This window comes from Fictibacillus sp. Mic-4, from assembly GCF_049843615.1.
Lineage (GTDB): Bacteria > Bacillota > Bacilli > Bacillales > Fictibacillaceae > Fictibacillus_A > Fictibacillus_A gelatini.
In genome coordinates this window covers 1-26,167 of record NZ_JBBHZM010000016.1, presented here as the reverse complement: position 1 = coordinate 26,167, position 26,167 = coordinate 1, and the positions used below count along the sequence as shown (strand labels likewise).

Annotated in this window: 23 protein-coding genes; 19 read left to right on the top strand and 4 right to left on the bottom strand. The window is 42.2% G+C overall.

The window, feature by feature from the left end; all coding sequences use genetic code 11:
- Positions 1–153 precede the first annotated feature (153 nt).
- Entirely contained in the window at positions 154–711 is a 558-nt protein-coding gene (locus tag WD019_RS11840) for a hypothetical protein (protein ID WP_425711627.1), read from the top strand.
- A 218-nt stretch (positions 712–929) separates the two neighbouring features.
- Positions 930–3,131 (top strand): glycerophosphodiester phosphodiesterase family protein, encoded by a 2,202-nt coding sequence (locus WD019_RS11835; protein ID WP_425711626.1) that lies wholly within the window; start codon positions 930–932, stop codon positions 3,129–3,131.
- 441 nt (positions 3,132–3,572) lie between these two features.
- Here the strand turns inward: WD019_RS11835 and WD019_RS11830 are convergent, their stop codons facing one another.
- The gene (locus WD019_RS11830) at positions 3,573–4,454 is read right to left on the bottom strand and encodes a LysR family transcriptional regulator (protein WP_026676314.1); all 882 of its coding nucleotides are present in this window, start codon (positions 4,452–4,454) and stop codon (positions 3,573–3,575) included.
- A gap of 139 nt (positions 4,455–4,593) precedes the next feature.
- On the opposite strand from WD019_RS11830, the gene WD019_RS11825 reads away from it, so the two are divergent.
- From WD019_RS11825 to WD019_RS11815, 3 genes are all read left to right on the top strand, one after another.
- Positions 4,594–5,820 carry a CaiB/BaiF CoA transferase family protein gene (locus WD019_RS11825; RefSeq protein WP_425711625.1) on the top strand — a complete coding sequence of 409 codons (1,227 nt, stop codon included), beginning with the start codon at positions 4,594–4,596 and terminating at the stop codon, positions 5,818–5,820.
- Between the two features lie 46 nt (positions 5,821–5,866).
- Positions 5,867–7,249, top strand: a complete 1,383-nt coding sequence (locus WD019_RS11820) for an MFS transporter (protein WP_425711624.1) — start codon at positions 5,867–5,869, stop codon at positions 7,247–7,249.
- Between the two features lie 167 nt (positions 7,250–7,416).
- Entirely contained in the window at positions 7,417–8,322 is a 906-nt protein-coding gene (locus WD019_RS11815) for a DMT family transporter (RefSeq protein ID WP_425711623.1), read from the top strand.
- Between the two features lie 88 nt (positions 8,323–8,410).
- On the opposite strand, the gene cysK is transcribed toward WD019_RS11815, so the two are convergent.
- Entirely contained in the window at positions 8,411–9,331 is a 921-nt protein-coding gene (cysK, locus tag WD019_RS11810) for a cysteine synthase A (RefSeq protein WP_425711622.1), read from the bottom strand.
- Positions 9,332–9,428: 97 nt separating this feature from the next.
- The gene (locus WD019_RS11805) at positions 9,429–9,683 is read right to left on the bottom strand and encodes an atypical membrane-integrating protein (Mistic protein) (protein ID WP_245595180.1); all 255 of its coding nucleotides are present in this window, start codon (positions 9,681–9,683) and stop codon (positions 9,429–9,431) included.
- Between the two features lie 196 nt (positions 9,684–9,879).
- Between WD019_RS11805 and WD019_RS11800 the strand changes: the two genes are divergently transcribed.
- From WD019_RS11800 to WD019_RS11740, 13 genes are all read left to right on the top strand, one after another.
- Positions 9,880–11,178 (top strand): ammonium transporter, encoded by a 1,299-nt coding sequence (locus WD019_RS11800; protein ID WP_425711621.1) that lies wholly within the window; start codon positions 9,880–9,882, stop codon positions 11,176–11,178.
- A gap of 18 nt (positions 11,179–11,196) precedes the next feature.
- Complete coding sequence (locus WD019_RS11795; RefSeq protein ID WP_425711620.1) at positions 11,197–12,264, top strand: DUF294 nucleotidyltransferase-like domain-containing protein; 1,068 nt, start codon at positions 11,197–11,199, stop codon at positions 12,262–12,264.
- Complete coding sequence (locus WD019_RS11790; protein WP_425711619.1) at positions 12,261–13,001, top strand: exonuclease domain-containing protein; 741 nt, start codon at positions 12,261–12,263, stop codon at positions 12,999–13,001. The genes WD019_RS11795 and WD019_RS11790 overlap by 4 nt, the downstream gene beginning before the upstream one ends.
- Positions 13,002–13,623: 622 nt before the next feature.
- Positions 13,624–14,235, top strand: coding sequence for a DedA family protein (locus tag WD019_RS11785; protein ID WP_425711618.1), 612 nt, complete (start codon positions 13,624–13,626; stop codon positions 14,233–14,235).
- Positions 14,236–14,344: 109 nt separating this feature from the next.
- Positions 14,345–14,659 (top strand): YciI family protein, encoded by a 315-nt coding sequence (locus WD019_RS11780; protein WP_425711617.1) that lies wholly within the window; start codon positions 14,345–14,347, stop codon positions 14,657–14,659.
- 210 nt (positions 14,660–14,869) lie between these two features.
- Entirely contained in the window at positions 14,870–15,295 is a 426-nt protein-coding gene (locus WD019_RS11775) for a VOC family protein (protein ID WP_026676303.1), read from the top strand.
- A gap of 166 nt (positions 15,296–15,461) precedes the next feature.
- Positions 15,462–16,235, top strand: coding sequence for a class I SAM-dependent methyltransferase (locus WD019_RS11770; protein WP_425711616.1), 774 nt, complete (start codon positions 15,462–15,464; stop codon positions 16,233–16,235).
- Positions 16,236–16,436: 201 nt separating this feature from the next.
- Entirely contained in the window at positions 16,437–17,510 is a 1,074-nt protein-coding gene (locus tag WD019_RS11765; protein ID WP_425711615.1) for a hypothetical protein, read from the top strand.
- Positions 17,507–19,465, top strand: coding sequence for an McrB family protein (locus WD019_RS11760; RefSeq protein ID WP_425711614.1), 1,959 nt, complete (start codon positions 17,507–17,509; stop codon positions 19,463–19,465). The genes WD019_RS11765 and WD019_RS11760 overlap by 4 nt, the downstream gene beginning before the upstream one ends.
- Positions 19,449–21,254 carry a DUF2357 domain-containing protein gene (locus tag WD019_RS11755; protein ID WP_425711613.1) on the top strand — a complete coding sequence of 602 codons (1,806 nt, stop codon included), beginning with the start codon at positions 19,449–19,451 and terminating at the stop codon, positions 21,252–21,254. The genes WD019_RS11760 and WD019_RS11755 overlap by 17 nt, the downstream gene beginning before the upstream one ends.
- An 86-nt stretch (positions 21,255–21,340) precedes the next feature.
- Positions 21,341–21,712, top strand: a complete 372-nt coding sequence (locus WD019_RS11750) for an iron chaperone (protein WP_425711612.1) — start codon at positions 21,341–21,343, stop codon at positions 21,710–21,712.
- Positions 21,713–22,137: 425 nt separating this feature from the next.
- Positions 22,138–22,770, top strand: a complete 633-nt coding sequence (locus WD019_RS11745; RefSeq protein WP_425711611.1) for a PsbP-related protein — start codon at positions 22,138–22,140, stop codon at positions 22,768–22,770.
- Positions 22,771–22,777: 7 nt separating this feature from the next.
- The gene (locus tag WD019_RS11740) at positions 22,778–23,269 is read left to right on the top strand and encodes a hypothetical protein (RefSeq protein WP_425711610.1); all 492 of its coding nucleotides are present in this window, start codon (positions 22,778–22,780) and stop codon (positions 23,267–23,269) included.
- Between the two features lie 174 nt (positions 23,270–23,443).
- Here the strand turns inward: WD019_RS11740 and WD019_RS11735 are convergent, their stop codons facing one another.
- On the bottom strand, positions 23,444–24,727 hold the full coding sequence (locus WD019_RS11735; protein ID WP_425711609.1) for a DHH family phosphoesterase: 1,284 nt from the start codon (positions 24,725–24,727) through the stop codon (positions 23,444–23,446).
- Between the two features lie 428 nt (positions 24,728–25,155).
- Here WD019_RS11735 and WD019_RS11730 point away from each other — a divergent pair, with 428 nt between their 5' ends.
- A complete protein-coding gene (locus tag WD019_RS11730) occupies positions 25,156–26,127 on the top strand; it encodes a S8 family peptidase (RefSeq protein ID WP_051291222.1) in 972 nt (323 codons plus the stop codon).
- Positions 26,128–26,167: the final 40 nt, after the last annotated feature.

The following is a 26,167-nucleotide window of genomic DNA, read 5'->3' as shown; positions in this document are numbered from 1 at the left end:
GTGGAAAACCTTCCTAAAGTACAGGAAGGTTTTCCCTATTCAAGGTATTCTTTCGCTAATGAAGGATTGAGATAGCGGGCCATAGCAATTTTCGCCTTTTTTAGGCACAGAAAAAAGTCACTTTATTCTTAAAAAACAACAGGAGGGGAGACTTTGAACTACTTTTTAAGGGGTTTGCTGATTTTAGGTGTTTTGGGAATATTGTTCGGATATATGAATCAAGAGTTTAAACCAGATAAATTGACTCTTGAGAATAAAAAGATGGTAAAAGAAAACCGAGAAACTGTAACATATTATAAAGGAAGTTTAAAAGATGTTAGAAATGCCGTCCCATTTGAAATAAAAACACTTTCATCAAAGTCCAGGTTTAAACTAAATCCAACTGTTTTCGTAAAAGATTTTAAAAACATGAAAGGTAAGCCAAAAGGTCAAACGGCATTATTAGTAACAACCGAATATTCGGATCAAAAGGAAAATGATGGGGTGACATTTGAAATCGCTAATTTCCCTATGTTTGATGACATGGTAAAGTCGAGAAAATACATTGAGATAGAAAAAAACATTAAGGGCAAGTATGATGAAACGCCAAAATTTAAAGTGCTGACATGGAAAAAAGATGATTTATATTATGCTTTACAACTAGTAGATTTAAATGAAAACCACAGTACTTCCAAAGATGAAGTAGTTAAATTAGCAAAAAGCCTCCAATGAATTTTTACAAAAAAGCTCAGTTCAAGAAGAGAGAACCGAGTTTTTTTAAAGAATAATGAGGTGGCGTGATCATTTTTCCTTGTTTACCCCGCCTTCAATCATCCTTTTCTCCTATTTTTTTTAACAAAACCTCCAATTCTCTTTTACTATCAGTTTATATCACTTCTCTATACTGAAGATGGTTGATTACATTACATATTTAGGAGAGTGGAGAAATCGTGAAAAAGAGAGCGTTCCTTCCGTTATCGCTGGCTCTTTCGGTTAGTCTGGCTACTGGAGTCACATCAGATAAGCGGGTAGCAGCTAAAGAGGCCGATCCGCAATCTGCGCTTCAGCCGATTGCAAGTTCCGTCGTGACCATCGCCCATCGCGGCGCTTCCGGATATGCCCCGGAGCATACGAAAGCCGCCTATGAAATGGCTCTTCAAATGAAAGCTGATTTTGTGGAACTTGACTTACATATGACAAAAGACGGCCATCTTGTCGCCATCCATGATTCTTCCCTTGCGCGCACAACGAACGCTGAAGAAGTATTCCCTAACCGTTCTCCGTGGCTTGTGAAAGATTTTACTCTTGCGGAAATTAAGCGGCTTGATGCCGGCTCCTGGTTTAAAAAGGCCTACCCGGAGCATGCCAAAAAGCAATATGAAGGACAAAAAATATTGACACTTGAAGAAGCGATCCACTTCATCGGAAAGAAAAACAAACATGCGAAATTGTACATTGAAACGAAAGCGCCTGACGTGTACCCGGGAATGGAAGAGAAACTCGTCCAAATTTTAAAAAAGACGGGTTATTTGAAAAAAGACAAAGTGATGCTTCAGTCATTTAGTGAAGACAGTTTGAAAATACTGCAAAAAATCGCACCAAAGGATATTCCGCTCATTCAGCTTTATTCGCCTGGCATGTTAAAAGGGAAAAACCTTAAAAATGAATTGAATAAAGCGGCTGAATACGCAGAAGGTGTCGGTCCTGATAAAGCGCTTGTCACACCAACTTTTATGCAGGAAGCACATAGAAGCCACTTGCTCGTTCATCCATACACCGTCAATACGAAAGAAGAGATGGCAGAAGAGCTGTCTTTAGGCGTAGATGGCATGTTCACCAATTTTCCGGATGAGCTTCTCTCACTAAAGAAAAAACCGTACATTTCGCACGGTGTCGCAAGCGGTGAAATCACTTCAACATCCGCTGTGCTCTGGACAAGAGCAAACAAGCCGTCCGCGATACTTTTTGAAGTGGCGGAGGATCCTTCTTTTAAGAAATCAATAAAGAAAATCGCAGGGGCAAGCAGGCAACATGATTTTACAGCACAGGTTAAAGTGGATCGTTTACATCCGGACACGACGTATTATTACAGGGCGGCGGCACTTCCAGGTTCTTTTTCCGCGACGGGCAGCTTTAAAACGGCTCCTGCTGAAAATACGGAAAAACCTTTAACCATTGTCTGGGGTGGAGATACGGGAGGCCAGGGAAACATCCCCCCATTTAAGTCCTTCTCGGCGATGGCGGATTTGCATCCTGACTTTTTCCTGTTCAGCGGCGATACGATCTATGCCGACAATCCGACGCCTGCCGTGCCAAACGCTCCATCGAAAACAATGGAAGACTTCTGGGCGAAGTATAAAGAGAATCGGACGGATCCAAATTTGAGAAAATTGCTTCAATCGACGAGCACATACGCCATTTGGGATGACCATGAAGTGTCAAACGATTTCTCCGGGCCGTCTAACCCGCTCACTTCAACCGGCTATAAGGCATTTAAAGACTACTGGCCGATCCAAAAAGAGCGGAGTGATTCGGAAAAGCTTTACTACAAATATTCATGGGGGAACACCCTCGATTTGATCATCTTAAATAACCGGGGGTACCGCGATCCGAATACGAAACAGGACGGTCCAGACAAAACGATGTTAGGAAAAGAGCAATTGCAATGGCTGAAAAAAGAATTGCTCCATTCGGACGCAAAAATTAAGCTCGTCGCTTCCTCTGTGCCCATTTCGACTCCGACGGGCAAACCAAACGCGCGAGACGGGTGGGCCAACGGCGATCATATTGATCCGAACGATAAAACAGGCTACGAGCATGAGTTCAAAGAGATCTCCGATTTTATTTTGAAAAACAAAATTAAAAATGTGAACTTTGTCACTACCGATGTTCATTTTGCGGATATGATCGAGTATGATCCGGATCATAACGGTACAGTCGATTACCGGGAATTGGTCAGTGGGCCAATCGGAGCGGTAACGATTCAGCCTCCTAAACTGGATTCGACATTCGGGCCAAAACGGCTTTACGCAGAAGGAGGATTCTTCAACTTTGGCGTACTCAAGGCAGATCCTAAAAATGGGCAAATGACCGTCCAAATTCGCGATGAAAACGGGAAGATCCATTATGAAGGGAAATTCTCTATTAGCTAAAGGGAGACTAGCCTACTTTGAATGAAAGTAGGCTAATGCCCTTTCAGCTAAGAAAGCTCTTATTTTCAAGAATCCATTTTCGTCTGTAAAAAAATAAAAAAATAGAAGCAAACTTCTCTAGTGTGGTGCTATTTTCATGGCATTTGGACAATAAACAGTGGATTTCCGACAATAAATCGATTCTATCGGACAATCAATGGTCTGTGTCGGACAATAAAATGAGTAGTTTTTTCACTTATTTTCCAAAAGTAAGATGTTATTGTCTAAACCGGATGACTTATTGTCCAAATAAGAGCATTTGTTGTCCGAGAACGAACTCATTTTAAATGATGTAACGATTCGTGATCGTTTTTCCTCATTTCACAGATCTAACGAGGTGTTGTTAAAAATACTGAAAACTATTTTTCTAAAAGGGGCACTAGTTTTTTCATTTGGCCAGTCTTAAGAAATCGAAAACTGCGACAGGAATTTGAGAAAATGCTCCCCCTGTGAGTTTCCGTGTTTCATAATGACGTATGTTTTCATTGTCGGCAGTTCAAATTCGGGGCATTCTATGGAAAGAAGCCGCCCTTCCTGAACTTCTTTTCTGACTGCGATTTCCGGAAGAAAGGAGATGCCCAAACCTTCTTCGATAAACCGTTTGGTGACACCCACTTGTGATACGACCATTGTCCGCACGTTTCGATACCGGCTATGGATTTGGGAAAGCAAACGATCCCAATATTCGGGATGATTATGCGTTAAGAGAAGCTTATTTTCGAAAAGCTTGCCAGGATTCCTCACCGCTTCTTTTTCTTCAGCGCTTTTAGCGGGCGGCACAACGAGCACGAGCCGGTCCTCGGCTAATACTTTGCAGCTTAACTCGCTTGAATGGACATGCAGCCTTGAAAGGCCAAGGTCCACCTTCTCTTCCATAATAGCAGGGATGATATCTTTTGATTTTAAGAGCTGAACTTCTATTTCCACCTCAGGATGCTCCTGCACATATTGATTCAATATGGATGGAATGGACAATTCCGCAATGAACGGGGAGATGCCCAATGTCAATTTTCTTGAAAAACCCTGTTTAAAACGATTTAAATTTCGAATCCCTTCTTGCGATATGTGGATTAATTTTTGCGCGTAAGGCAAAAAGAATTTCCCCTCATCCGTTAACTTTACTTTTTTTCCTTCTCGCTGAAAAAGCGAGCAATTCAAATACTTTTCCAGCAATTGAATATGGATCGTTACAGATGATTGAGAAATGTACAGTTCTTCTGATGCCTTTCGAAAATTTTCTGTTTTTGCAGCGGCAATAAACGTTTTTATCCATTTAAGTTCCATGATGCTCCCCACTTATTAAAATTTTTCAATACAAGCATTATAAATATTCAATGATTTTCAATACATCTATTATGTATAATGGATGTACAAATTGTAAAGAAAATTTCGTGAATTCAGGTAATGGGGGAGAGGTGGGAAAATGCCAGATAAGGAGACGGAAAAAACGAGCCTTAAGGGCGGACCGCTTAATGGAGTGAAGGTATTAGAATTAGGGAGTTTAATCGCCGGTCCTTTTGCCGGCCGCCTGATGGCTGATTTTGGCGCAGAAGTTTTGAAAGTCGAACCTCCTAAAAAGGGTGATCCGATTCGCAAATGGAGGTATTTACATGAAGGGACTTCCCTCTGGTGGTACGTCCAATCGAGAAACAAGAAAAGCATTTCAATGGATTTATCGAAACGTGAAGCGCAGGAAATGATCCGTGAACTTGCTAAAGAGGTTGACATAGTCATCGAAAATTTCAAACCAGGAACCTTAGAAAAATGGGGAATTGGCTATGAGGATCTAAAAAAGGTCAATCCGAAAATCATCATGGTGCGTGTCTCCGGCTACGGCCAGGACGGACCTTATCGGAATAAGCCGGGGTTTGGGAGCATTGGCGAGGCAATGGGCGGATTGCGCCATTTAACAGGGTTCCCTGATCGTCCGCCAACGAGGGTCGGGGTAAGCCTCGGCGATTCCGTGTCAGCCCTGTATGCAGTTATGGGCGGGCTAATGGCCCTATATTACAGAGATTGTAAGGGAGGAGAAGGGCAATACATCGATGTCGCACTCTATGAGTCGGTTTTTAGTTTATTGGAAAGCTCTATTCCTGAATACGATAAATTTGGCGTTGTTCGTGAGCGGACGGGCAGCTCATTGCCTGGAATCGCGCCATCGAATACGTATCAGTGCAAGGACGGGAAATACATTGTCATCGGGGCAAACGGTGATGGCATATTTAAGCGGCTGATGGAGGCATTAGATAGACCTGATTTGCGGGATGATGAACGATTTGCCACGAATGACGGAAGGGCGAAATTTGCCGACTTTCTTGACCGCATCATAGAAGACTGGACAATCAAAAGAGAGTTGAAAGAAGCATTGCGTATTCTAGATCAATACGATATTCCGGCGGGATCCATTTATAGTGTTGAGGATATGTTTAAAGATCCGCATTTTCTGGCGAGAGACATGATTTGCGAAGTCGAGGCAGGCCAATTAGGGAAACTGAAAGTGCCGGGAATTGTTCCAAAGCTCAGCGAAACTCCCGGCAGCATTAAGTGGGCCGGACCGAAATTGGGAGAGCATACCGAAGAGGTGCTTAAAGAAACGTTAGGAATAACGGAGCAAAAATATAAAGAACTAAAAGATTCAGGGGTTATATAGGAAACATTCATCATTGGAGGAAAACTTGAAATGGGAGGGGAACGTTGTGGGAACAGCAATTGGGGAACGTTTAAATCAGCTTCCAATTGGCAAAACCCATAAAAGGGCGACGGCGCTAATTGGAGTCGGATTGTTTTTTGAATTCTTTGAGGTGTTTTTAGCGGGTGTGCTAGCTTCCGTATTAGAAGAAAAGTTCCATATTCATTCAAGCATTATGCCGCTTCTGCTTGGCTCCAGTTTTTTAGGGATGTTTTTCGGGGCGCTGTTTCTAAGTCGGGCTGCTGACCGTTACGGACGTAAAATAGTGTTTATTGTGAACTTAACGATTTATTCGCTCTCATCATTATTAATTGCGATAAGTCCAAACGTAAGCTTCGTCATTCTTTTTCGATTTATTGCGGGATTTGGACTCGGGGCGCAGCCCGCTTTATGCGACACTTATTTGAGTGAACTTATACCAGCCGGAAAACGGGGGAAATTCATTGCCTGGGCGTATACACTCTCGTTTCTCGCCATTCCTATTGAGGGATTTTTGGCCCGTACTCTCGTTCCGTTAGCTCCTTTAGGGATCGATGGATGGAGATGGATGTTTGTGATTGGCGCAATCGGATCAATCGTTGTATTTGCCGGAGCCCGCCATTTGCCCGAATCCCCATTATGGTTAGCATCGAAAGGTAGGCTCCATGAAGCGGAGGAAATCATCCAGCAGCTTGGTGAAAAACGAAAGGTTGGCCATGTTCCGGGCATGATCATCCATCAACAAGAATCTTATGAAAAGCTGCCATTTTCCGCGCTTTTTAAAAAGCCTTTTTTGACCAGTACAGTGATGCTCTATATTTTTCAGATTTTCCAAACGATCGGCTATTACGGATTTGGTACGCTTGCACCGATCGTCCTTGCCTCAAAGGGTTATACAATTACACACTCCCTTGAGTATGTTGCGTTATCATTCATCGGATATCCGTTAGGGTCTTTGCTTTCCGTTCCGCTAATCGACCGGATTGACCGGAAATGGCTTGTCGTTCTTTCGGCGTTTTTCATGGGCGTATTTGGCCTTATGTTCGGCGTGGCAGATTCGTCTTCCTTGATCGTCATCGCAGGATTTATTTACACGATCGTAAGCAACATCTTTTCAAATGCTTATCATACATTACAGGCGGAGATTTTCCCGACAGCGGTTCGCGCAACGGCTTCTGGAGGCGCTTACAGCATCAGCCGTTTAATGAGCGGATTAATGCCATTTGTTTTGCTGCCTGTTTTGGAGCGCTCCGGGGCAACGGTCATGTTTACGATTGTAGCCGCGGCGATGATCATTGTCATATTGGATGTGGCGATCCTTGCACCTCGGACGACAGGGCAATCGCTGGATCGTTTAGACCGTCCCGATCAGCTGCCGATTCCAAAAAGTTCGGACATATCCCAAATATAGAAGAAAAAATCGTAGAAAAATAGGCTGGGCGTGGTGATCAGTCTATACATTTTGATAGGAAAGCATACAGCATTTTATGGAATTGAGTTCATCCCGAAGACATTTAGCTTTCTGCTATGATAGGATAGAATGAAATATGCTTTCTATCATTAAAGGGGTAATGCTTCATGCAATATATCTTCACAGTCCTTTTGCTCATCACGAGTTTTTTATGGGGTGGGAATTTTGTCGTTGGCAAATTTCTCGTCGGCCATGCATCGTCGATTACGCTGACCGATTTGCGCTGGATCATCGCGGTCATCTGCTTATTTCCAGTTGTCTGGATTCAGGAAAAAAAGATTTTGCCGCCAAAACGTTCGATCCTTCCGTTGTTTTTAATGGGCGTAACAGGGGTCGTTCTTTTTAATGTCTTTATGTTTTTTGCTTTGGAGCGAACGACGGCGATGAATGTCGGGCTTCTATCTACATTAAACCCGGTGTCGATTGCGCTTTTTTCACTGGTCCTCGTTAAAGAAAAACTGCGTCCGCTGCAAATTGTGGCAATGGTTATTTCATTCCTCGGTGTCGTCATTGTTTTATGCAGAGGGGAAGTCGATCGTTTACTTTCTCTCCGGTTTAATTCGGGTGATTTATGGATGCTCGCGGCCGTTAGTTCATGGGGATTGTATTCCGTGTTCGGAAAATGGGCGATGAAAGATACTTCGCCAATGATGTCAACGCTTTATTCGGGCATCTTCGGCGTTCTGACGCTCCTGCCATTTAACCTTTCTTCATTTACGATTACGAATGTGAATGCTTCGTTTGTCGTGTCTTTGCTTTATATTGGCATTTTGTCAACCGTTGTGTCGATGGTCTTTTGGAATATCGGCGTTCAAAAGCTCGGCGGGACGGCGGCAGGAATGTTTTTAAATTTCAACCCTGTTTTTACAGCGATACTCGCTTTTTTCTTGCTCGGTGAAAAAATGACATGGATTCAATTTGCCGGCAGCGTCATCGTCATTCTCGGCTGTTATTTATTTGCCCGATTTAAGATGCCGCTAAAGCCTGCTGTCAATATGCAAAACATAAGTTAGAAAAGCTGGCGAACATTTTTGCCAGCTTTTCTGTATGGAATCAACGATTCACAAATTTTCACTTAATCGAGCGACGCCTCAGCTTTTTTTATTCGAACAAATCCATGGATAAGTAACGCTCTCCGCTGTCCGGGGCGAGTGAGAGCACTCTGGAATCGGAAGGTAGCCTGCTTGCGATTTTTACGGCGAAGTAGGCGGAAGCGGCGGCGGACGGGCCGACGAGAATTCCTTCCTTTGCGGCGAGTTTTTGCGCCATTTCTTTTGCATCATGATCTTCAATATGCAAAATTTCGTCGTATATGTCCCGATTCAGGATGCTCGGAATGAATCCCGGTCCCGTCCCCGGTATTTTATGAGGCCCTGGTTCTCCTCCGGCTAGCACTGGTGATCCGGCCGGTTCTACGACGTAAATTTTCAAGTCCGGCAGCTTCTTTTTCAATTCTTCTCCCGTCCCGGTGATCGTTCCGCCAGTTCCAGCCGTTAGAACAAGGGCATCCAGTTTTTCTCCAAATGCTTCATAAATTTCAATGGCCGTCGTTGTCCTGTGGGCATCGGCGTTTGCGCGATTTTCGAATTGCATCGGAATGAAGCTGTCCGGGATGTCGCGGGCAAGTTTTTTCGCGAGGTTAATAGAACCTGTCATACGTTCGGAAGCCGGTGTAAGATAAACTTCCGCGCCATAGGCTCTCATCACGCTAATTCGCTCTTTTGTCGCATTGTCCGGCATTGTTAAAATGCAGCGGTACCCTCTTGCCGCACTGACCATCGCCAGCCCAATCCCTGTATTGCCAGAAGTCGGCTCAATAATCGTTGACTTCCCCGGAGAAATCAGGCCCGCTTCTTCTGCCGTCCGAATCATATTGAAAGCCGCCCGGTCTTTGACGCTTTTTCCCGGATTGAACGATTCCAGCTTCATATAGACGGATCCGCCTTTTGGAGCTACGACTCGATTCAACCGAACGATAGGTGTATTCCCGATTAAATCCGTTATTGTATTTGCAACCTTCATGGATATGATCACTCCTGAACGATAAATTCCTCTCCATTAAAGTGTAACGTTTCTATGAAGGCAACACAATAAAACAGATGAAAATGACAAACCATCGTTATTTTTCATCTTCCAAATCCATAAATGATAAAACTTCTTTCACGATGGTGTTGATTTTATGATTAATGAACGCTTCTCCGTATTTTTTCTTCGCTTTTTCAATGTCTTCAACGACGCGCTCTTCAAATGCGATCAACGGAACATCATCGGCAGCCTCATTGTAAAGATCAATCATGGCATCAAGTCCTTCTTGCATTCGGTCAATCGCATCACTGTATCGTTGTCTCGTTTCTTTATTTAGCCGCACATTCATCACCCTTACCATTATTTCCGTTTACTAAAAAGAAGAAACAACAAAAGCTAACTTTCTGCGATCAGGGATCGTATGTTCTTTTGATGTCAGAAGTTATTACATCTTAGAAACAATAGTTTGACAATTCTGTTTGTTATGTCATATAGTATATCTATAAAATGTTAGAAAACATAACACGAATGAAAGGGGATAAAAAATGAGCGAAAAATGGACATTTATGATGGATTCTCTCTGGGTGGTGGTTGCCGCAGTTTTAGTGATCGGTATGCAAGCGGGCTTTGCACTGCTTGAAGCTGGCTCAACCCGGATGAAAAACTCCGGTCATGTTGCCGGGAAGCAAATAGTAAGCTTTGCAATTGTATCGATTGCCTTTTGGGCGTTTGGCTTTGGGCTGACGTTTGGGGATGGAAATCGCTTTTTCGGTACATCCGGATGGTTTTTGACAGAGAGCAGCAAAAAAACATTTGCTTCACTTGATTGGGCCAATGTGCCGCTTTCGTTAAAATTTTTATTTCAAATGGCGTTTGCAGGCGTTTCTTTAGCGATCGCCTGGGGAGGGTTCGCGGAACGGGCAAAACTTTCCGTTTACTTTATCTTCGGCACGTTGTTTACGGTTATCATCTATCCTGTAATTGGCCACTGGGTATGGGGCGGCGGTTGGCTCGGTTCGATGGGAATGCAGGATTTTGCAGGCTCCACGGTTGTTCATTTACAAGGCGCGATTGCCGCGCTTGTTGCGACGGTTTTGCTTGGTCCGCGCATTGGAAAATTCAACAAAGACCGAACGCCAAATCTTATTCCAGGCCATAATCAAGTGTATACAGTGCTTGGCGGCTTGCTGCTCTGGGTCGGCTGGTTCGGATTTAATGCGGGAAGCACAATGAGTGTCGGTGATGGCTTCTTCGGTTATATTGCGTTAACGACAAATTTAGCGGCGGCATCAGGGGCGATTGCGGCAATTTTAACAGCCAAACTATTAACGGGAAAAGCGGACATTCCGGCGATGGTTAACGGGGTGCTTGCCGCTCTTGTTGCCATAACAGCGGCCTGTGCCTTTGTTGAACCGTGGGCTGCCGTTGTCATTGGGGCGGTAGCGGGCGCCTTTACGTTCTGGACTTCGGTCTTTTTTGAGAAAAAAGGAATGGATGATCCGATTTTTGCTTTTTCCGTTCATGGCATTGCAGGAATGATCGGAACCATCTCGACCGGTTTGTTCGCGTCACCTCGTTTAGTTGAGAAAGCAGGTGTCGGCAAAGCAGGGCTGTTCTATGGCGGCGGATTCCATCAACTTTATGTCCAAACGATCGGAGTGCTTGGAGCTGCCATTTATGTTGCCGCCATTTCGTTCATCATATTATTCCTATTAAAGAAAACGATTGGCCTGCGTGTGACCGCAGAACAAGAAATCTCCGGCCTCGATATTAGTGAACACGGCTCATACGGATATCCGGAACATCTCGATCCATCCTTAACGAAAAAAGCGGACTCATTTTGAAAGTACAGGTGAATCGTTATGAATGTCCCTGAAAATTGGGAGCAAGTTTTTCACATGATCGATCATGCTCAAAGCCTTGATGAACTGAAAAGAATTCACGAAACACTCATTCCTTTTTTAAAACAACAGACGATTTCGGTGGAGGAAACCGAACGTATTTATTCCTTTCTTAACAGAGCACATAGGGGAATGATGAAAAAAGCGCTCGAGTTGGCTGAGAATCGAGTTCTCCAGGAGAATGCCGGCAAAAGGCCGGATAAAATCAGCTGGATGATAATGGGGAGCGGGGCACGTTGTGAGCAAACCGTCTGGACTGACCAGGATAACGGAATCGTTTATTCGTGCGAGAATCATGAGCGGGATGATTGCGAACGATTTGTGGAGCGGTTTTCCGAAATAGGGGTAGAATATTTTAGGAAGATTGGTTATCCGCTTTGCCCGGGGAATGTCATGGCAACGAATCCGAGATGGCGGCAGTCAATAGAAGAGTGGAAAATAACGCTCTTAGAGTATTCAAGCGGAACAACGTTCAACAGCATGAAATTCCTTTTCATCGCCATCGACATGGCCCCGATTTACGGGAATGTAGAACTGGTCCATCATTTGCGAGAATGGCTAATTTTAAATGTTAAAACAAGAAAGTCAATTCTTTTTCAATTAAAAGATGCGATTCTCTCACATGAGGTTCCTATCAATCTATTTGGAAAAGTGTTTACAGAAAGATGGGGGGAATATTCGGGGCAATTTGACATTAAAACAGGAGTGTTTTCCCAGTTTGTCAATGCGATCAAGTTTTTAGCTGCTAGCTCTGGCTATCAAGAGACATCCACGTTATCCCGAATGGAACGGCTTTTTAAAGATGGAAAGTTAACCACGCCAATGTATGAAGCATTGAAGGACGCATTTACCTTTTTATTGTTTTTGCGAGTAAAGAATTCTCTTGCGGAAAAAGGCGACAGCCACTCCCTTGACCAGCATATTTTTTTAAACCGGTTGTCAGCCGATAGCTTAAAGCGGCTAAAGCAGGCGATGAAAATAACGAAGCGGCTTCAAAGCGGCATTTATAAAAGGGGAGATGGTGATTGAACCCTCCTCGCTTTGATGGCAACTTTAAACATATGATTAACCGGCTGATTTCACTCGGATTGAAAAGGGAACAGCTGATAGGTGGCCATGTATCGCAAGGCGATTTCCAGCATGAAGCGTGGATCCGAAAACAATTGAAAGCGATGAGTAAAAAACAGATGGGTCTAAATACGCCAATCGAAGAAGTGACTTTTATTATCCTGGATACGGAAACGACCGGTTTTCGCCCCGACCTCGGCGATGAAATCTTTTCGATTGCTGCAGCCCGCATAAAAAACGGAGAAATTACGAATCGTTATTCAACCTTCATCAATCCCGGAAAAACAATACCGGAAAGTGTGCAGCAATTGACAGGTATACAAGATGAAGACGTTAGTCATGCGCCTTTTTTAAAAGATGAAATTCAGTCACTCTTAGACTTTATTCATCATCATATTATAGTCGGTTACCACATCGGGCATGACCTCGCTTTTTTAAACCATTTTCTTTGGAAAACGTATAAAACGAAGCTGCCGCAAAGCTCGCTTGAAATGCGGAAAGTGCTGGAATCGTTTCTTCCTGGCATGTCCTTTCCTTTACTTGATGACGCACTTCGCTATTTTTCGATTGAATGCACGAACCGGCATCAAGCAGAGTCGGATGTTTTTGCGATGTGCGAGCTCTGGCAAAAGATTTTTGCAATCATTCGCAAGAAAAATATCCAAACACTTTACGATTTTTACGGGTACATTCGATAATAGGTCTGGTGCAGCCTGTTTTTTCGGTTTTTTGTCCTTTTCGCCCCCTATTGGAAATTGTTAGCCCTTGCAGCTTGAATTTTGTCTTTGAGAGCTCGTCTATTGGACATTTTTGGCTCTTGCGCCTTGAAATATGTCTATGAGAGCCCTTCTATTGGACATTTTGGCCCTTGCAGCTTGAATTTTGTCTATGAGAGCTCGTCTATTGGACATTTTTGGCCCTTGCGCCTTGAAATATGTCCATGAGAGCCCCTCTATTGGACATTTTTAGGGCCAGCGCCTTGAAATATGTCCATGAGAGCTCGTCTATTGGACATTTTTGGCTCTTGCGCCATGAAATATGTCCATGAGAGCTCGTCTATTGGACATTTTTGGCCCTTGCAGCTTGAAATATGTCCTTTAGAGCCCTTCTATTGGACATTTTTGGCCCTTGCAGCTTGAAATATGTCCTTTAGAGCCCTTCTATTTGTTATTTCACGTGTTTTTTCTTCTAGCAAAAGCATTTATTCGTCTAACCGAGGCACTTATTCGTCTAACTGCAACTATTTATTCGTCCAGACATGTTTGTCCCCATTCCTGTTTATAATAGTGAATACCCTACTTATGGAATTGAGGGATGAACATGGAACATTTTTTGGGAGAACTTATTGTCCGCTTCGGTTATATCGGACTTTTTGCCGCACTTGCGCTTGGCATTATTGGGCTCCCGGTACCCGATGAAACGCTGTTGACATTTGCTGGATATAATGCTTTTTTAGGGAAGCTTCATTTTTCGATCACATTGCTCATTGCATTTATAGGAGCGGCCTCAGGGATATCAATCAGCTATTTGATCGGTTACAAATTAGGGTTGCCTTTTTTGAAAAAATACGGCCCGAAACTTCATATAACGGAGAAGCGAATTGCGCGGACCCGGAGGCTTTTTAAAAAATACGGGAATTTCTTGCTCATCCTCGGTTTTTTCATTCCGGGGGTAAGGCATTTGACGGCCTACATTACGGGCATAGCAAACATCGGATGGCGGCGATTTATGCTTTATGCCTACTCCGGCGCATTGATCTGGAGTATTACCTTCATTTCGCTAGGATATAAATTAGGAGAGAAATGGTATATTGTCGGAAAGTATGTTCACAAATACGGATTTTTCGTTTTGCTCATTTGCCTTATTGCTGCGTTTTTCGTTTTTGCGTATCTTTATCTTAGGAAAGCGAAAGTGACGGGAGAGCCGGGATAACCAAAAGTCGGCTCTCCTATTTTTTTAAAAGGACAGTAATACAATTGACATAAAATTCTGTTAGTTATATCCTAAATGAAGGGAACATACATTCTTGTTGAAGGAGGATTTGATAAAAAGTTTTGTAGTCATTCTTAAAAACAAGAGGAAGGAAGCGCTGACTGACGATTTACTGAATATGCATGTAAAGTATGTAAAACAACTTTATAAGGAAGGGGTATTGAAATTATGCGGGCCTTTTACCGATAACGATGGGGCTTTAATGATTTTTAACTGCCATACAAACGAAGACGTCCAACATTTCCTCGCGAATGATCCCTTTATTAAAGAAAAATATTATGGAACATATGAGGTTACGGAGTTTATCGAAGCAAATGACGAAAACAATTGGCTCCTTGACATACCGCAAACTCAAAAAACTTAAGATTCAAAGGCTTTTGATACATAGAAAGCACAACGTAAAAAGTAAAAGAATTGTAATAAGAGAAGGAAAAAAGATGAAAATGGTGAATATAATCTATGCGGTTTGCTTCCTAATTGGAGAATACTAGCAATCAATAAGAAATTTCTACAATGATTGCATGCTAAAATGAGGAAGAAATGGCAAGCCAACTATTAAAAAGAGGTGTTGTTCATGGTCGTAGGTATTAATCCTTATTTAGTTTTGAATGGAAATGGGCAAGAAGCGGTGAAATTTTACGAAGATGCGATTGAGGCAAAAGTGGTTGCTGTCCAAACATTCGGAGAAATGCCGGAAAATCCTAAATTCCCGATTCCAGAAGAAGCAAAAGGCCGCGTCATGCATGCGCATTTAAAAGTCGGGGATTCAGATCTGATGATTTCTGATACATTCCCTGGCCATTCTTATCAACTTGGAGATCAAGTCACGGTTGCCCTGACGGTTGATGATGTGGAAAAATCAAAAGAAGTATTCGATAAATTGCAAGATGGGGGCAAGGTCATTATGCCGCTTCAGGAAACGTTCTGGAGCCCGTCTTATGGACAAGTAACCGATAAGTTCGGGATTACATGGCAAGTGACGACCCGTGGAGAAAAATAGCTGATCATTTGTTGAAAAAGCGCCATTTTCGAAAAATGGCGCTTTTTTGTATAGCTCTGGAATTGCGTTAAGTGTTTATATGATTCAAATTCCTTATCACTCTATATAATAAAGTTCTAATTTTCTTATCATAACTTTAAGAATAGGATAAAGGAAAAGGAAGGTGATGGAAATGGACATTAAGAAAAGTGTTCAACAACAATTCGGGGACAATGCTGAAAAATACGTCACTAGTAGAGGCCATGCAAAAGGAGCCGATCTTCTGAAAATGGTGGAAATTGCTGAAGTTGAAAAAAACATGTCGTTATTAGATATCGCGACAGGCGGTGGGCATGTCGCCAACGCATTTGCCCCATATGTGAAAGAAGTAGTTGCTTTAGACCTGACGCCTGAAATTTTGGCGGCGGCTGAACGGTTTATTCGCTCAAATGGCCATACAAATGTAACGTTTATCGAAGGAGATGCCGAATCCTTGCCATTTCCAGATGAGTCGTTTCATGTCGTAACATGCAGGATCGCTGCCCACCATTTCCCAAATGTGCAATCTTTTATAAAAGAAGCGCATCGTGTGTTGAAACCAAACGGAATTTTCCTTCTCATTGATAACGTCGCACCCGAAAAAGAAAGTTTTGACCGCTTTTATAACGATGTCGAGAAGAAGCGCGACCGAAGCCATTTTCGGGCATGGAAAAAATCAGAGTGGATTCAATTTCTGGAAACGGCTGGATTTCATACCGAGTCATTGTTTACGTTTAAAAAAACGTTCCCATTCGACAGCTGGTGTGAACGAATGAAGCTTCCAAATGCCGAAAAAGAACAATTGCGAAATGACCTGATTCAATCAACAGAATCGGTTAAACGCTGGTTGAATATAATTCAGCAAAACGACAATATTGTCAGCTTTCAAGGGGAGGCCATTTTAATAAAGACAAAAAAATAATAGAATGGTAACGTGGAAGGGAGTTCCATTTTAAAGCAGACTGTGAACCGCCTCTCGTTGAGGGGCTGTTTTTTTATGCCGATAAAAGAGGTTCGCATTTTTCATAAAAACAGGGGGATTTTTCCTTACAGTTAACGAAATAATAAATAGGCAGTGTTATAGTTTTAATTAAGAGTTTCAGAGAAAGGAGAGAGACGACCGTTGAATGAGAAAGCCGTATGGAAATGGATTTTTACACATATGGATGCCAATGACTTAGCCTATCTTGCAGAAGATACAAACCTTCAATTAAAGGGTTTCAGGAAAAAGACGCTACAGAAAAATGTTGTGTTTATGAAACCGCAAATCATTAAAGGTTTTTTAGAATCGAAGGGGCTACAAAAAGTAAAGAAAAGCATTAGAGATCATGTTAAGGAGTGTAAAGAATGTTCAGCTTACTTGCAAATGAAAGAAGAAGAACTGGCTAAACTCATGGAATCTGAAGAAAAGAGAATCGACCTTTTAAAAGTTTTATTAGCTTCAGAAGATGAGAAGAAACAAAAAGCCGGTAAGAAATTATTTTACGAATGTATAGCTAATGAACAGGAACATGGCATCAAAGTAGATGAGCCAGAAGAGGTTGCTGATGAAGAAGTTCATGCATTAAAAAAGACGATAAAAGATCAAGAAGTAAAACTAAATAAGAAAGAGAAAAAAATAGCGGAACTTCAGCAGCAATTAAGTAAAAAAGAAAATGAATGGAAAAAGGAGAAAGCGAAATGGGAGAAAGAACGGAAAGAACTGCAAAAAATGGTCCAGAGTAAGAGTGAAGAATTCAAAAAGCTAGGAGAGTCATATGCTGATAAACTTGCTCATCTCGAAAAAAGTTATAAGGAAAAACTAGCCAATGCGAAAAATCAAATTGAAGGGTATAAACTGGAAATGGATCATATAAAAGAGCAGTATAAAGCATTGAAAATGGCAACAGAGGAAGCGGCTGCAGGGACAGCGAATGGACAAGTAGCGAGCAAACATATTGCACTGATTGGAAATGCGAAAAATTGGAGCATGCATCCCAATCACCAATTGACGTTGATTGGAAGCGAGCAATTAGATGAGTGGCTTGAGTCTGAAGAGAGTTGGGATGAATACGACGAGGTATGGCTGTTAAAATATGATATAACCCCGGGAAGATTTCGGAAACTTAAAAATCAAATCGAAAAGGGGCACTTAAAGGAGTTTCAAACGATGAATGCACTGGCAAAATATGTAGATCAATTGGAGGCGAGTAGATGACGAGCCTCAGAACATGGGATGTATATTTAATAGGAACGCTTCCGAGTAACGAATATGTGCAACAAAAAATAGGAAGAGACAAAGGAATTTTTATTAATAGCCAAAATGTAATTCAGTCGGTGTTGAAGGTCGTCTCGAAAGAACCGGACCACTTGCCGAAAGAGCGGTTATTTACTTGCTTCTCCCACGACCTGGAGCCATTTGGCTTTGTTGATAACAGTATGGAAGCGGATGCGGTGAGAGAAGAACGATTGATTCAGTTTTTAAACGATTATCTTGTTGTCTTTAATCCGTCAAGAAAGATTACAGCATCACGTAACGAAGTCTATCAAGCCAGGGATATCCAGCTCATCCGAAAATCAGATCGTTATAAAGAGGATGACTGGTTTATGCCGATTCCGATTTTTAGCAAGAAGAAAAATGGGCTTTCCTTTGAAGAGTTTACAACACGCCTTTTAAACCAGCGGCATGTCGGAAAAGTCCCGTTTGTTTCAACAGAGCCGAATGATACGCCGGATATTATTTTATGGAAAGACGACGACGGAAGCCTGACGGTGTTTGGCACGTTCCATAGCCATTCATATGCCTACGGCGGATTTTGCTTTATGGCAGATGATTCCCTTTATGTAAAACCATTTCCGGATAACTGGATGGATGATGTATATGAAGTCGATGAATCCATTTTGTTTATACCTGATGGCCGGTATGAAGATCTTCTTTTATTGCTTAAAGGGGAAGGAGCCTCAATGCATACATCCGGAAATCAATCTGAAAGTGCAGGTGAAGTGGCTGCAGCCATCATGGAAGTTGTTCGGCCAAACGAAATCGCGGAAGACGGAAAGTCTCCGATCGATTACGAGCAAGAAGAACTGAAATTTTTGGATCATTTTATTCAATTAACGAAAGAAAATGGATTGTATTATGAGGCGAAAGACCTCGTCAATTTTCATACGGCGATGAAAACATCCAATCTTGTCATTTTGCAAGGAATGAGCGGGATTGGAAAAACGAGGCTCGTTTCAAGCTATGCAAGGGCGTTAAATATTCATAATGAAAGGCAATTTACGATTATTCCGGTGCGGCCGGCGTGGGGCGATGATGCCGACTTAATCGGGTATGTGGATGCTATGAATCATCTGTTTCGCCCGGGCGATTCAGGGCTTGTAGATGCAATCATTCGAGCGGCGAAAGAACCGGATCATTTATTTATGGTTGTCTTTGAGGAAATGAACCTGGCTCGGGTAGAGCATTATTTTTCTCAATTTTTATCTGTTTTAGAGCTGGATGCGGACAGGCGGATTATCGGGCTGTACAATGACCATCTGGAAAGCGGGCTGAAAAATGCCAATCAGTATCCAGCGAAAATTCCAATCGGCAGCAATATGATGTTTGTCGGGACCGTAAATATGGATGAATCAACGTATCATTTTTCCGATAAAGTACTTGACCGGGCGAATGTCATTAACTTGCATGTCCTTCCTTTCACCCGATTACGGGAACGGACGAATGTTCGTACGTTAACTAGTAAAATGTCGTATCCGCTATTTCATTCCTTTAAAAAGCAGGAAGAAACGCTGCAGCTAAGTGAACGGGAAGCTGAATGTTTATGGGAGCTGCATCTGCAAATGCAGGAAGCAGGGAGATATTTAGGCATCGGTCCGCGCGTTGTCCGGCAAATTGACCGTTATTTGCAAAATCTAGTTCCAAGTCCTTATCTTTCAAGGCGGGAAGCCTTTGATTTGCAAATGGTCCAGCGCGTTTTGACAAAGATAAGAGGTAGCGAAGAATTGCTTCACCCTGTAATCGGATCGCTTCACCCTGAGTCAAATGAAGTCGTCGGCGGTTCCTTTTTATCCGTTCTAAAGCGGTTTGAAGATATTTCCGATTTTACTGAGACGAAGAAGGTGTTACGCCAAAAAGCGAAAGAGTTGAAAATGAATGGGTTTACATTCTAATGTGCCATTTTCATTAATATTTGAACAAGGGTATAAAAGACAAGAAGTGACCAATTTTTGTACGGACGCCCATTTTCCCGATACATTCGTTCCCGTTGAAATAATTGAAAATGTAGAATTAAAGGTGACGTTCAACAGCAATGATGATCAGGCAAAGTTTTATTTTGAAGGGCTAGAATCCATCGAACTGCAGGATGATGGCGAAGGAGATGACGAACGGTTTATTACGCCCTCACCCGAGCCGCTTGTCCTTTTTAAAAACGATTATTTTCCGTTAATCCCGGGGAAGTATTTGTTGAAAGTGGTGCAAGCCGGCATTTCCTACTATTCCATCGTGAAAGTCAGCCCGAAACAAATAACGGAAGACCAATGGGAAATGATGAAGCGAGAAATTGAAGGGTATGTACAAGGTTTAGGCAGGGAGCTTGTAAAAAGCCACTCTTTTTTCCCGGATGATCATAATGATCTATTCTCGCCTAACCGTTTAAGCCAGATTCAAATCATCGAAAAACATTACCATTCTCTTATGGCTGCCATGAATGACCTTTATTCAAAAGCCAACTATCGAGTAAAAAAAGAGTATAAAATGATGGCGGCCGAACGGGCAAAAAAACTCGATGAACGTACGATCGGGCACCGGATGAGGCGCCTTGAATCAGATCAAAAGCTGCTGGCACCTTCACCAACGTTTGATTATGATCTTCCTGAAAATAGATGGGTGAAAAAAATTATTGGTTTTCTTTTAAATGTGTTAAAAGAATGGAATGAGATAGCGGGCCAGTATCTTGACCAGCTACAAATGGACAGACGGGAGCTGGAACGTTTTTCATCTTATCAAGAAAACACGCGTCTAGAAATGAACGATAAAGTAAGAACACTCGAAGAATTTAGCTGTTTTTATAGAGAAACGAAAAAAATGTACAGCTCACTGCTATTCATGACGAGGGCGGGCTGGTATAAAGAAGTGAAGGAGCCAAGGCTTGAGCCCCCTAATCAAGTCATGTTTCTCGACTCAAGGTATCGGGCGATTTATAGAGTATACCGTGATTTAAAAAAGGAGCGTTTAGAACCACTGGCCAAAACGTATCGCCTGCAATGGAAACGATCTGAAAAGCTATACGAATTGTGGGGAATCCTTCAATTGATCGAAATGTTGAAGGAACTTGATTTTACTCCGTATGATGGATGGGTCTTTTCAAATGCTATGAAACAGATTCCGACATTAGAGCCGGGTACAATCATTTCGTTTAAAAAGGAAACAATTCGGGTCAACCTTGTCTATGATACTGAAATTCCGCTTGTGGGCAGGGAAACGGATCGCAATAGCCATCCAATCTACACGAGTTCGAGAAACAATCGGCCGGATGCGAGGCTGGATCTTTTTCAAGATCGTCTATTTATCGGAAGTCTTATGATTGATTTTAAATATCGTCCATTGAAATACATTTGGGATCACTCTCTATTGAAGACAAGAACCAAGCTGACGTCAATGGAACAGTTGTTGAATTATAGCAGTGCATGCCGCTCGCTCTATTTATTCGGAGCCGGTTCAATCGCTACATCTATTAATCCTGTTTATGAAGTATGGGCGGCCTATCCCGATCAATATGGAGAGGATCAAGCTTCAATTAAAAGCGATGACTTTGACATTCGGCTTGTTCCCCTGACCCCTGGTAAGTCTAAAAAGCGTGCAATTGATGATTTACGGAGCGTTATTCGCGGGATGTTGATACGGAAAAATCAATTTCATCTCTTTAACGTTCCATCATCGGGCCAATTAATGGAATAAAATTGCGAATGGCTTAAGGATATAGGGGATAAGCCTTTAGAATGCGAATTTTTAGCGGAAATAGCACTCTATCGAAGGAGGAAGACATGGAAGTTTTTGCGAACTATTTAGCTGGCATCGATAATCCCGACCATAGAAGTCGAACAGAGGAAATTTTGGCGTGGGTAGCAGATAATTACCCAAATTTGGAACCGCAAATGAAGTGGAATACGCCAATGTTTTCCGATCACGGGACATTTATCATCGGCTTTTCCACGGCGAGACATCATTTGAGCGTTTCGCCCGAAGAAGCAGGCATTGCGCAATTTGCAGATGACATTGCACAGGCCGGCTACAGCGCTACTAAAGGCTTGTTTCGAATTCCATGGAATGAGCCGGTAAATTACGGATTGCTTGAGAAAATCATTGAATTCAATATAAAGGATAAAGCGGAATATACGAAATTTTGGCGGAAATGACACATAAAAACGCATGACACGAAAAAATGTCATGCGTTTTTAAATGGAAAAGTTATTGCACTTTTGGATGGGCAGTGCACCCGTTCCCCCTATTTATTCAGAGCCGGTTCAATCGCAAGGGTCACTTTATACTATCCAAAAGATCAATCGCTATACCCTATTCCAACAATTCTTTGATTTTCCATACTTACAAAAATTTAATTTTATAGTGAAAATTTAAAATATCCCACTTTATTAATTTGTCGTTATTCCTCAGATCGCAACCTTCTTTTTAGTGCTTACGACCCATAAAAATAAATGAAACCAGGCATAAAGTATGATTTTTATAAAAATTGAAACAGAATGGTTAATCTTTAAGTATAATTGGGAAATAGAAAATGAAATATTTTTTCAAAAAATGAAATTTAAAGAAATGGGGAGAAAGAATGGGGAATTTAGTAAACTACAAAAAGATTTCCATGTTACTTGCCGCTTGTATGCTAACAGGGGCGATTTTGAGCGGGTGCAGCTCCGACAAAGAGTCCGCTGGAAAGGATGCATCACCAAAAAAAGAAGAGCTATCGAAAAAAGATGATACTTCAAAAGAAACAAAAGAGACGGAAATTAAAGGTACTGCTTTAAAAAACGATAATGAAAGCTTACAGTTAACAATCCCTGATGGCTGGGTACAGGATAAAGAGCTAAATCCATTAGCTGTTCTTAGCGCGTCCAAACGTTCAGATGAAAAATACATTATGGTTATTCCGTATAATAAAAAGGATTTCAGTGAAAATTCAAAATTAGATGACTTTGCTAATACGATCAAGCAGAACATAGGAGCTACAGCAAAAAATTTAGTTGTTGGAACTGCGAGTGATACGAAGGTTGGCGACCTCCCTGCGAAACAGGTTGATATAAGCGGGGAAGTAAATGGAGTAAAAGCAAAGTATTTAATGACGTATTTAGAAAAAGGAGATCACTTCTATCAAATTGCAGCATGGACAACCGAAAGCAAATTCGATCAATACAAAGATGAGTTTAAGCAAGTTTCCGAATCATTCCGTGTGTTGAAGGGATGATGTTCCAATGATGCATACGAAGTCAAACCATTCGGATAAGCCTTTTACAAGCGTACCGCTCGTTTTAAAAAGTGATAACGGAAAGTCCAGTATTGCGGTAGACGGGGATTGGAAAAAGGAAACCGGCCTTATTCCGGATGCTTCAATTCAAGCAACGAATATTGGAAAAGAGGAATATATGGGCGTTATTAGCGAGCCAAAGAGCTCACTCGGTGGTGCTACGCTTACCGATTATTATAAAGCGATTAAAGACAACATGGAGAAAAACACCGTGAAAAATGCAAAAACAACGAAACCAGTAAACTTAAAAATCAATAACAAAAAAGCGATCCAATTTGAGTTGTCGGGAGAAGTAGACAATGTGAAAATTACGTATTTAATGACGTTAGTTGAATCGTCAAAGGATTTCCACCAGGTGATTTTCTGGACGCTTCAGCAGCGAATGGACAGTAAACGAGAACTGTTTAAAAAATACACGAAAACGTTTAAAGTAAAATAATGCAAAAAGCAGCACGGTGTCCGTGGACACTGTACTGCTTTTCGATTGGATTATATCGGCAATGAACAATACATTGTTTCTTTTTTATGAGGATCATACGACAAAGACAAAGGAATTCAACAGCGAATACATTGTTCGCCAAACAGATTACGGCTACGTAAAGAAAGGAAGGCATCATTCGTGATGGAATGATGCCTTTTCTTCATGAGCCACTCTCTCCATAACCTTCGCATAGTTCTCTCGCAATTCTTCTTCTGCTACTTTATAAGTAGCCGATAGGAACTGAAGGTATTTATCATCATACAGTAAAGTTACACTGAAATGGCGTTTAGCATAGTGCTCCGCTTCAGCAAAGGTTGGGAACGAGCCGATCGGAATGCTGTTATGAATCAGTTCCCACGTTCCGTTTTCGAGCGGCCTAATATTTGACATTTCTTTTTGATGGTTCATAAAAAGTGTTCCGAAACGATTTTCTTTCACGTTATATTGATTATCGCGCGGGTCTCTTTTTCTTGGCATAAGCTGAAAGGCAGGAACGACAAAGCGTTCAAACGTTTTTTCCGTTAGGGGGCAGCCTGAAGCTTTCGGGTGCCCGCCGCCACCAAATTGGCCTGCAAAAGCCGAAACATCGACATGATCATGAATCGTCCGAAAACCGACTTGTTTTCTGCCGATGTTCAATATGACAATTAAATCAAGATGCGGATTTTCGGTGTTCAGCACATTGCCCAGTTCAGAATGATACCGTTCTGCATGAACAATTCCGATTCGGTATTGGCCTTCGTTATCATCATTCACATACGCTTCCCATGTTTCGACCATTTGTCTTTCCTTTGAGATAATGTAGCGTTCGATTTTCTCTTCTTCTAAATGTAACAAGGTTTGTTCCAAATCAGTGAGCTCGAACGTTTCTTCCGTTCGAATCCGTTCCATCATCGTCTGTTCAAAGTGTTCTGAACTAAACATGAAAAATAGCTCATTGAGATGCTTCGCTTTCAGGTTGTTTGTCTCACTCCATTCCCACGTGTCGTAAAGGCGGACTAATTCAACATACTCGCGGAGTGGTTCTTTTTCTTCTATTCGGCCATTTTGAATAAAGTAATCGTATAAAAGGGAAGTGGCGGCGGTCTTTCGTCCATCCTCATAAACTTCTTTGACATGTCCCCAGTCATATTCATTAAATTGAAGTGCCGTCACATGGTGATCAAATAGATAAACTTCTCCTCCGTTTTTATACCGTTCATCAAGGCGGGCGGCAAGCTCTTCATTGACCGCGATGTCGGTGATGTAAATGGGCAGCCCGTTATACTCCGGGTTATCAAGAAATTCCCGAACCCTTCTGTTGATCGTGTCGTGCGAACAGTAGCTTGCGTCAACGTTGTCATCGCCAAAAGCAATTTTTGCAATTAAGCCGCACGATTTACCATCTAAATCATTGTGAGAAAATAATTTAATCATAGTTTTACGCCTTTCTCTTTTGTATATGTTCAAAAAGGGGGACAAACAGGGCCAAGAAGTTCAAGAAAGCGTAGCCTCCGAGTACCAGAACGTATGCAATTAATACGTGAGGAACGCAGGAGCAAGCTGACGTAGAAATTCGCTGGCAATGTTTCCCGGACTTTTTGAACAGCCTCTTGTTTTTTCACGTTTTATAGTATGTTCAGAAAGTACCAGCTCTAACAATCCGGGCATATTGACACAACAAATAAGAAATAAAGGATATTTTCTAGTAGTTATGGCTCATTTTTCTCTATATTTATTGAATATTCGAACATATGATGGTACACTAAGTGAAATTATTTTAAAGCTAGTCCATTTAAAAAAATGATGAAGCAAAGCACCTCGCCTATGCATGAACGTTTCTAAAACGAAAAGGAGGATGAACGATGAGTGGAGTTCGATTAATTCCTTTTGTGTTGGAAGAAGTGTTGCAAAATCCGGAACAGGAAATTCCTTATGGTGTCCAAATGATTAATGCTCCCGAAATGTGGAAAAACGGGGAGAAAGGGACCGGTGTTGTTATCGCAGTATTGGATACGGGGTGTGATCTGGAGCATCCTGACTTAAAAGACCGCATTATTGGCGGTAGAAGCTTTGTTGGAGATGATCCGGATGATTTCGCGGACGGACATTTCCACGGCACGCATGTTTGCGGAACGATTGCTGCAACATTGGACAAACAGGGGGTTGTAGGCGTCGCTCCAGAAGTCAAGCTGTTAATCTTACGCGTCCTTGACAAAAATGGAAGCGGCAGTTATGAGGGCATTACAGAAGCGATTCAATATGCAACGAAATGGAAAGGGCCGAATGGAGAAAGGGTGCGGATCATTTCGATGTCGCTTGGCGGTCCTGATGATGTACCTGAGTTGCATAAGGCAATCCAGGAAGCCGTACAAAACGAAATTCTCGTCGTTTGCGCAGCCGGCAATGAAGGCGACAATGACGACCGAACGGATGAAAAATCTTATCCGGGCTACTATAAAGAAGTCGTCGAAGTCGGTGCGGTCGATGAGAAGAAGAAGCTGGCCGAATTCTCGAATACGAATGACGAAATTGATCTCGTCGCACCAGGCGTGAACGTCATTTCGTGTTACCCTGGCGGAAAATACGCTAAGCTTTCCGGCACTTCAATGGCCACTCCGCATGTCAGCGGCGCGGCGGCCGTCCTTATTACGAAAGAAGAAAAAGAGTTTGGCCGTGAATTGACGGAAGCCGAAGTGTACGCCCAATTATGTAAAAATACACAGCCGATCGATGCTTCGAAACGTGCTGCAGGAAATGGTTTATTGTATTTGCAAAGCTCGAATCAAGATGGAAGCAAAGTGCCGAAAGAAGAGAAAGTTTTTATTAAAAAATAGAGGCAAAACCCTTGTCCGATTGACGGACAAGGGTTATTTA

Excerpts from the sequence above, each read along its gene's own strand:
- WD019_RS11830 (WP_026676314.1), bottom strand. The coding sequence starts at position 4,454 with ATGGAACTTAAATGGATAAAAACGTTTATTGCCGCTGCAAAAACAGAA.
- WD019_RS11825 (WP_425711625.1), top strand. The coding sequence starts at position 4,594 with ATGCCAGATAAGGAGACGGAAAAAACGAGCCTTAAGGGCGGACCGCTT.
- WD019_RS11815 (WP_425711623.1), top strand. The coding sequence starts at position 7,417 with ATGCAATATATCTTCACAGTCCTTTTGCTCATCACGAGTTTTTTATGG.
- cysK (WP_425711622.1), bottom strand. The coding sequence starts at position 9,331 with ATGAAGGTTGCAAATACAATAACGGATTTAATCGGGAATACACCTATC.
- WD019_RS11805 (WP_245595180.1), bottom strand. The coding sequence starts at position 9,683 with ATGAATGTGCGGCTAAATAAAGAAACGAGACAACGATACAGTGATGCG.
- WD019_RS11800 (WP_425711621.1), top strand. The coding sequence starts at position 9,880 with ATGAGCGAAAAATGGACATTTATGATGGATTCTCTCTGGGTGGTGGTT.
- WD019_RS11795 (WP_425711620.1), top strand. The coding sequence starts at position 11,197 with ATGAATGTCCCTGAAAATTGGGAGCAAGTTTTTCACATGATCGATCAT.
- WD019_RS11785 (WP_425711618.1), top strand. The coding sequence starts at position 13,624 with ATGGAACATTTTTTGGGAGAACTTATTGTCCGCTTCGGTTATATCGGA.
- WD019_RS11775 (WP_026676303.1), top strand. The coding sequence starts at position 14,870 with ATGGTCGTAGGTATTAATCCTTATTTAGTTTTGAATGGAAATGGGCAA.
- WD019_RS11770 (WP_425711616.1), top strand. The coding sequence starts at position 15,462 with ATGGAAATGGACATTAAGAAAAGTGTTCAACAACAATTCGGGGACAAT.
- WD019_RS11760 (WP_425711614.1), top strand. The coding sequence starts at position 17,507 with ATGACGAGCCTCAGAACATGGGATGTATATTTAATAGGAACGCTTCCG.
- WD019_RS11755 (WP_425711613.1), top strand. The coding sequence starts at position 19,449 with ATGGGTTTACATTCTAATGTGCCATTTTCATTAATATTTGAACAAGGG.
- WD019_RS11750 (WP_425711612.1), top strand. The coding sequence starts at position 21,341 with ATGGAAGTTTTTGCGAACTATTTAGCTGGCATCGATAATCCCGACCAT.
- WD019_RS11745 (WP_425711611.1), top strand. The coding sequence starts at position 22,138 with ATGGGGAATTTAGTAAACTACAAAAAGATTTCCATGTTACTTGCCGCT.
- WD019_RS11740 (WP_425711610.1), top strand. The coding sequence starts at position 22,778 with ATGATGCATACGAAGTCAAACCATTCGGATAAGCCTTTTACAAGCGTA.
- WD019_RS11735 (WP_425711609.1), bottom strand. The coding sequence starts at position 24,727 with ATGATTAAATTATTTTCTCACAATGATTTAGATGGTAAATCGTGCGGC.
- WD019_RS11730 (WP_051291222.1), top strand. The coding sequence starts at position 25,156 with ATGAGTGGAGTTCGATTAATTCCTTTTGTGTTGGAAGAAGTGTTGCAA.